Source organism: Paraburkholderia sp. Ac-20336 (assembly GCF_017105025.1).
GTDB lineage: Bacteria > Pseudomonadota > Gammaproteobacteria > Burkholderiales > Burkholderiaceae > Paraburkholderia.
In genome coordinates this window covers 38,174-45,324 of record NZ_JAAGPS010000055.1, presented here as the reverse complement: position 1 = coordinate 45,324, position 7,151 = coordinate 38,174, and the positions used below count along the sequence as shown (strand labels likewise).

The 7,151-nt window shown below is 67.6% G+C and carries 6 protein-coding genes; 2 read left to right on the top strand and 4 right to left on the bottom strand.

Annotated elements, in window-relative coordinates; translation table 11 throughout:
- The 4 genes from GXB81_RS17265 to GXB81_RS17250 all read right to left on the bottom strand — a co-directional run.
- On the bottom strand, positions 1-404 hold a 404-nt coding region (locus tag GXB81_RS17265; protein ID WP_346777802.1), incomplete at its 3' end, for a PhaM family polyhydroxyalkanoate granule multifunctional regulatory protein.
- A gap of 287 nt (positions 405-691) precedes the next feature.
- Positions 692-1,618, bottom strand: coding sequence for an enoyl-CoA hydratase/isomerase family protein (locus GXB81_RS17260; RefSeq protein WP_241016410.1), 927 nt, complete (start codon positions 1,616-1,618; stop codon positions 692-694).
- Positions 1,619-1,817: 199 nt separating this feature from the next.
- Positions 1,818-3,134, bottom strand: coding sequence for an ABC transporter substrate-binding protein (locus tag GXB81_RS17255; protein ID WP_205989856.1), 1,317 nt, complete (start codon positions 3,132-3,134; stop codon positions 1,818-1,820).
- A 174-nt stretch (positions 3,135-3,308) separates the two neighbouring features.
- Positions 3,309-4,304 (bottom strand): fumarylacetoacetate hydrolase family protein, encoded by a 996-nt coding sequence (locus GXB81_RS17250; protein WP_167042427.1) that lies wholly within the window; start codon positions 4,302-4,304, stop codon positions 3,309-3,311.
- Between the two features lie 347 nt (positions 4,305-4,651).
- Between GXB81_RS17250 and GXB81_RS17245 the strand changes: the two genes are divergently transcribed.
- Together GXB81_RS17245 and GXB81_RS17240 are read left to right on the top strand one after the other, a co-directional pair.
- A complete protein-coding gene (locus GXB81_RS17245; RefSeq protein ID WP_205989855.1) occupies positions 4,652-5,572 on the top strand; it encodes an IclR family transcriptional regulator in 921 nt (306 codons plus the stop codon).
- Positions 5,573-5,598: 26 nt separating this feature from the next.
- Positions 5,599-6,906 (top strand): DUF3108 domain-containing protein, encoded by a 1,308-nt coding sequence (locus GXB81_RS17240; RefSeq protein ID WP_205989854.1) that lies wholly within the window; start codon positions 5,599-5,601, stop codon positions 6,904-6,906.
- Positions 6,907-7,151: the final 245 nt, after the last annotated feature.

Genomic DNA, 7,151 nt, shown 5'->3' with positions numbered 1-7,151 from the left:
TGAGCGGGTGCGGGACTCGGCACCGGACCCGGCGCGGCAGCGGCCGGCTGCGCCATCGACGACTGCGCGAACGCGCCGAAAGCACGCAAGGTCGACAGCGTCGCGCGCTGCACTTCGAGCGCCTGGATCGCCGATTGCAGCATGCTCAGATTCAGCTTCAGCCACTGCTCGACCGCGCGCATGTCGGTGATGCGCTTGTCGAGCTCCTCGACATTGGTGAGCGGCGCCATCATGTCGGACATCATCGACAGCGACGGCGCGAGGCCGCCGCCCGGCTGCGCGCCGGGCAACGCCGAGCCGAACGGCGACAGCCGCATCATGCCCCACATGCGATCGAGCATTTCAGCGGGCGGGAAACCGGGAAAGCCGGGAAAGGGCGGCGTGGTGCCAGTCGTGTCGGTCATGCTTGTCGCCTCGGTGCATAAGAAGATGTCGGGCGCGCGGAGCCGCGCGGGTTGAGTCGATCATACCGTGTGAAATGGTGGCTCAGGGGGCTCGCCGCGTTGCGTGCCGGCAGCCGCCGACCCGCCACGCCAACCCGCCCGCACGGCTGCCCGCGTCCTGGCTGCGCCGTTATCTGCCTCTACCTGCGGCTACCGGCTTCTACCTACCGCTGGCCGTGCCGCCATGTTCTCGTGCCACGCCCCACGCGACCCGTTGCGGCCAGTCGGTCGTGCCACGCCCCGCGCCACTACTCGCTGCGATCCGTTTCGCCACCCGCAGCGCCACCGCTCTCGCTTCCACCTCCGTCACCGGCCCTCTCCCGCGACGCCTCCCGCCACGGATCGCCGCCGCCAAAATCCGGCGCGCGCCGCTCGCGCAGCGAGTTCAGCCCTTCGCGCACGTCGGGCCCGGCGAAGCCCATGAATTCGAGCGCGAGCGACGTATCGAACGCCGGCCCTGCCGTGCGCAGCCAATTGTTCAGCGCGTACTTGGTCCAGCGGATCGCCGTCTGCGAACCGTCTGCGAGTTTGCGCGCGACGTCGAATGCCTTCGGCAGCAGATCGCTCTCGTCGACGGCCAGCGATACGAGGCCGATGCGCTCTGCTTCCTCGCCGCTCACGGGCTCGCACAGCAGCAGGTAGTACTTGGCCTTCGCCATCCCGCACAGCAGCGGCCAGGCGATCGCCGCATGATCGCCGGCCGCGACGCCGAGGCGCGTATGACCGTCGATGATGCGCGCCGTCTTCGCCGCGATCGAGATGTCGGCGAGCAGGCCCGCGACGAGTCCCGCGCCGACCGCGGGACCGTGCATCGCCGAGACGATCGGCTTGCCGCAATTGATCACGTTGTAGACGAGATCGCGCGCCTCGCGCCACACCCGCGCGCGCACATCGAAGTCGTTCGCCATGTCTTCGACGAGTTGCAGATCGCCGCCCGCCGAAAAGCCCTTGCCTTCGCCGCGAATGATCGCGACGCGCGTGTCGGGATCGCGCTCGATGTCGCGCCAGATTTCGGCCAGTTCGTAATGCATGCGCGCATTCGCCGTGGCGAGTCCGCTGCGGTTCGCGCCCTCGCCGCTCATCACGATTTCGAGCACGCCGTGCGGATGGCGATGCAATTGCAGCGAGCGGTAGTGGGCGTAGTAGGCGTCGTTACGGTGAGGTGCGTCGGACATGATGGGCGATCCGTCGGTTGGTGAAGCGTGGACTCGTCGTGCGCGTGTTCGAACCGTGCCCGCAGACCGGAGCTACGGAGCCGCGAAGCCGGAACTGCGAAGTCGAAGCTGCGAAGCCGGAGCTACAAAGCCGGACCCGCGAAGCGAGGCAGCAACGCGGCCGCAAACCACGCCCCCCCGGCCGACACGATGACACGCTTCATCGCGGCTGATAAACCCACTTCCCGTTGCTGATCTCGACCATCACCCGCGCGCGCTGATCGAGGCCGATGTGATCGGTCGCGCTCATGTTGACGACGCCGTTGGTATCCGCGACACCCTGCGTGGTTTCGAGCGCGTCGCGCAGCGCGCGCCGGAACGGCGGCGTGCCCGGCGCGCCCGCCTTCAGCGCAACCGGTATCGCGTGATCGAGCAGCACGCCCGCATCCCACGTGTAGGAGCCGAACGCCGACACGCTGCCCGCTCCGTGCTGCGCCTCGAAGCGCGCGATGTAGTCGAGCGCGAGGCGCTTCGCCGGATGATCGGCCGGCAATTGCGCGGCCACCAGCACCGGGCTCGCGGGCAGGAACGTGCCGTTGCAATCGGCGCCGCACACGCGCAGGAAGTCGTTATTGCCGACGCCGTGATTGTGATAGATCAACCCTTTGTAGCCGCGCTCGCGCAGCGTCTTCGGCGGCAGCGCGGCGGGCGTGCCGGCCGCGCCGACCACGACCGCGTCGGGATGCGCCGCGAGAATCTTCAGCACCTGGCCCGTCACGCTCGGGTCCGTGCGATTGAAGCGCTCGCTCGCCACCATGTCGATGTGATGCAGTTTCGCAAACTTCGCGACCTCGGCGTAGAACGTCTCGCCGAGCGCATCGGCCTGGCCGATGAACGCGATCGTCTTGACGCCGTGCGCGCTCGCATGCTCGGCGATGGCCGAGGCCATCATCGCGTCGGTCTGCGGCGTCTTGAAGACCCAGCGGCGTTTCGCGTCGACCGGCTCGATGATTTTCGCCGACGACGCGAGCGAGATCATCGGCGTTTCGCCGTCGGACACCACGTCGATCATCGCGAGCGAATTCGGCGTGATGGACGAGCCGATGATCGCGTCGACGTGATTCTCCGAGATGAGCTTTCTCGTGTCCTGCACGGCCTGGGTCGTGTCGGACGCATCGTCGAGCACGATGTATTCGACGCTCTGTCCGCCGATCTGTTTCGGCAGCAGCGCGACCGTGTCGCGCGCGGGAATGCCGAGCGATGCGGCCGGCCCGGTCAGCGACAGCACGAGACCGATCTTGACCTGGGCGAGCGCCGTCAGGGGCAGTAAGCAGGCCAGCGCGGCACACAGCGTCGCGGCACGGCGCGCGAGGCGCGTGGACTGGTGGCTTGCGCGAGTGTCCGCGCTGCTGTCCGCGCGGGTGCCCACAGCCGTGCCAGCATGAGCGTCCACGCCCATGTTCGCGCTCGTGCCTGCGTTCGCCCGTAACGCGCCAGCACCTCGGTTTCCAGCTTCGGGGAAGTCAAATCGCGGCATGCCGTCTCCTCACGTCGGGTTGTCGTTCTGATGTTGCCGATGCGTTGCTGCATTCGATCCGCCGGCCGCGCCGGCCATGCCGGCGCGCCAGTCAGTGTAGCCGCGCGTGAAAGCCGCGGCATCGGGCGAAACCCTTTCGTAAGCGGTGCCGCGCAAACCGCGCACGCGAGCGCGTTAGTCCGCCGCGTCGTCGAGCGGCGCGATGCTCTGCTCGATCGACCCGAAAATCGACTTGCCTGCTTCGTCGAACATTTCGATCTTCACGATATCGCCATACTTCATGAATTCGGTTTGCGGCGCGCCGTGCTCGATCGTTTCGAGGCAGCGTTTCTCGGCGATACAGCAGTAGCCGCGCTTCGCATCCTTGTTCGACACCGTGCCCGAACCGACGATCGAACCGGCACGCAGATTGCGCGTCTTCGCCGCATGCGCGATCAGTTGACCGAAGTGAAACACCATGTCGGTGCCCGCGTCGGGCTGGCCGACCTTCCGGCCGTTCCAGTGGACGATCATCGGCCGATGCACGCGGCCTTCGCGCCAGTGCTCGCCGAGTTCGTCGGGCGTGACCGCGACCGGTGCGAACGAGGTGGCCGGCTTGCTCTGGAAGAAGCCGAAGCCCTTCGCGAGTTCGGCGGGAATCAGATTGCGCAGCGAGACGTCGTTCGCGAGCGTAATCAGCCGCACGCCGCGCAGCGCCTGCTCGGGCGTCGCGCCCATCGGCACGTCGCCGGTGATAACCGCGACTTCCGCCTCGAAGTCGATGCCGAACGCTTCCGATGCGCACGGCACGTCGTCTTTCGGGCCGATGAAGTCGTCGCTGCCGCCCTGATACATGAGCGGATCGGTCCAGAATTCCGGCGGCATCTCGGCGCCGCGCGCGCGCCGCACGAGCTCGACGTGGTTCACGTACGCGGAGCCGTCGGCCCACTGGAACGCGCGCGGCAGCGGCGCCATGCAGTCTTTCGCGTCGAACGCGAAGCTGTTGCGCGCGCGGCCCTGGTTGAGCGCTTCGTAGAGATCGTGCAGTTGCGGCGCGTAGAAAGCCCAGTCGTCGAGCACGCGCTGCAGCGTGGGCGCGATCGCGTCGGCAATCGCCGCGGTGTGCAGGTCACGGGACACGACGATCAGTTGACCGTCGCGCGTGCCGTCCTTCAGCGAGGCAAGTTTCATAGAGCTGTGAACCGTGGGTTAGTGACGATGGAAGGAATCTATTCTACGATGGTGAATCGGCGTGACCGCGGTTCGTGCGAAGCAGCGGTTGCCGTACGCGAGTTGATCCGCGCCGGGCAACGACCGTGCACGCTTTCTGCGGGGGGTTGTCTGCACGTTTCCGCTGCGCCGTTATCGCACTGCCGTGGCGCTGCTTCGGCGTGATTTCGTTGCTATGTCGTCGTTGTTATGTCGTCGCTATTTTTCGTCGCCGTTGCGCCGCCGTTGCGCCGCCGTTACGTCATCGCGCGCACCTTGATTCGCGCCGCCACGCCATTACCGAACGCCCCATCCCGCGCCTTTTGCACATGTCCGCCAACGCCCGCTCCGGTACGCTTCGCCCTCACGCCGCCCCCACCTCGGCCGATCCGCTCGAAACCGATCCGGCCGACGCCGCCAGTCTCGACGACGACACCGGCGAGCCCGGCGAAGAGAAACTGCGCTCGGGCATCCAGTCGATCGAGGTCGGCTTCAGGCTGCTCGACGTGCTGACCTGCGAACCGCGCGCGATGATGCTGCGCGATCTCGCGCAGCGCGCGGGCATGAGTCCGGCGAAGGCGCATCGCTATCTCGTGAGCTTTCTGCGTCTCGGCGTCGTCGCGCAGGACCCGCTCTCGGGCCGCTACGAACTGGGCGGCTTCGCGCTGCAACTGGGGCTCGCGCGGCTCGCGCGCGTCGATGGCGTGGCGCTCGCGCGCATCGCGCTCGCCGAACTGCGGGACCGGCTCGACCTGACCGTGGGCATCGCGGTATGGGGCAACCAGGGACCGACGATGGTGCACTGGATGGAATCGAGCCATCCGGCCAAGGCCTCGCTGAAACTCGGCGACGTGATGCCGCTGCTCAGTTCGGCCACCGGTCTGCTGTTCGCCGCCTACCTGCCGCAAGGCAAGACCGCCGCGATGCTCGAACGCGAACTGGCCGACTCGCGCCGCTCGTCGTATAGCGGTGCACCACGCACCCGCGAAGAGGTCGGCAAGGTGCTCGACGAAGTGCGCGCGCACGCGGCGGCGCGCGTCGAAGGCATGCTGCTGCCGACCATCCACGCGTTCTGCATGCCGGTGTTCGATTCGACCGGCGCGCTCGCGCTCGGCCTCGTCGCGCTCGGCCATGAAGGCGCGTTCGATATCCGCTGGGGCGGCGAGGTCGATCTCGCGCTGCGCGAATGCGCGCGCAAGCTCTCGTACGAGCTCGGGTATAGCGCCACGCCGCGCAGCGAAAACGGCTGACGGCACGCGCACGGATTCGATCGCCGATGGTTCACGCTCCCGTCACCCGCGCCGCCGATCGCATGCCGCCCGACGGCAATGGGCGGCCAGGCGCATTGCGCATCGGGCGCTGGATCGTGGTGCTCGCGGCGGTGGCGATTCTGCACTGGATCGCCGCACAGTGGTTCGAGCGCACACGCCTGAATCTGACGCCGGCCGATCGCGAGCATGTGCCGGTGCAGGTCGCATTGCTGACGCCCGAGCGGGTCGAACGTCAACCCGAACCTCAGCCCGAACATCCGCCTGCCGCGACGCCGCCCGCGCCGTCTTCCGCGCATAGGCCCACGGCGCATCCGCCGCGCGAGCACGTGTTGACCGCGTTGCAGCCGGCCAGCCCACATGAGCCGGCCGAAGCGCCGGCCTCGGAAGCGGCGGCGAGCGCGCCGGCCGCCGCGGCCGGCTCCCATGCAAGCACCAATGCCAATACGAACGCCGCGGCGAGCGCCCCTGCCGCGGCCAGCGCGCCGCAAGCGTCGAAGGGCGTGAAGTTTTCGGTGCCGCCGTCCGCCGAACTCGAATACGACACGTTCTACAACGGCGTGCGCAATCAGCCCGGCACGATCCACTGGGCCAGCAACGCACAGGGCTACGAAATGATCGTGTCGGTGCCGCTGCCGTTCGTCGGGCCGTTCGTGTTTGCGAGCCACGGCGGCATCGACGCGTTCGGCCTCGCGCCCGCGCAGTACAGCGAAAAACGCGGCCGCCGCGCGGAAGACATTGCGATCTTCAATCGCGCCGACAAAAAAATCGCCTTCACGCGCACACCCTTGACGCTGCCGCTGCCCGACGGCGCACAGGATCGCTTCAGCGTCGTGATGCAACTCGCGAGTCTCGTGCGCGGCGATCCCGATGCCTATAAGCCCGGCGTTACGCGACAATTTTTTGTCGTCGATAACGACAGCGGCGAGAACTGGCCGATCGAGACCATCGGCGACGAAACGATTCGCGCGGCGCAAGGCTATCTCGAGACGCGCCATTTCAAACGTCTGCCGCGCCACGACGGCGATCAGCGCCGCATCGACGTATGGCTCGCGCCGTCGCTCGGCTGGCTGCCCGCGCGCATCCTGCAAACGGAGCCGAACGGCACGCAATTCGAACTCGTGTGGCGCGGCAAGCTCGGGTTAGAGGGCGCGTCGCCGAATGGGGACCGCAATAGTGGCACCGCTTCCGTTCCGCCTGGGAGCACACCCGTCTCGTCTGATGACAACGCGCCCGCGAGCGCATCGGCAGTGATGCAAGGAACGCCGCCCGCCGCACCGGTCGATTCGGGCACACCCGAAATCATCAAGCCCTGAGCGCGGTCGGGCCGGGGCCATGCGCCGATCCAACCCGGCACAGGCCGGGGGGCCGGGCGCTTCGCGATGGTTTGCGAGGCAACGAAAAATTTCGCTCCGCGCGGCAGACACGGAGCGATCCGATGCCCTACACTGACGATGGCGTGTCGCCACGATCCAGGCAGATACGGGCACGCCGCCTGCTGTCACACAGGCGACAGCGGACGCGCTCGAAGGCGCCCGCTTCACAAGCTGCCCGATGCCGC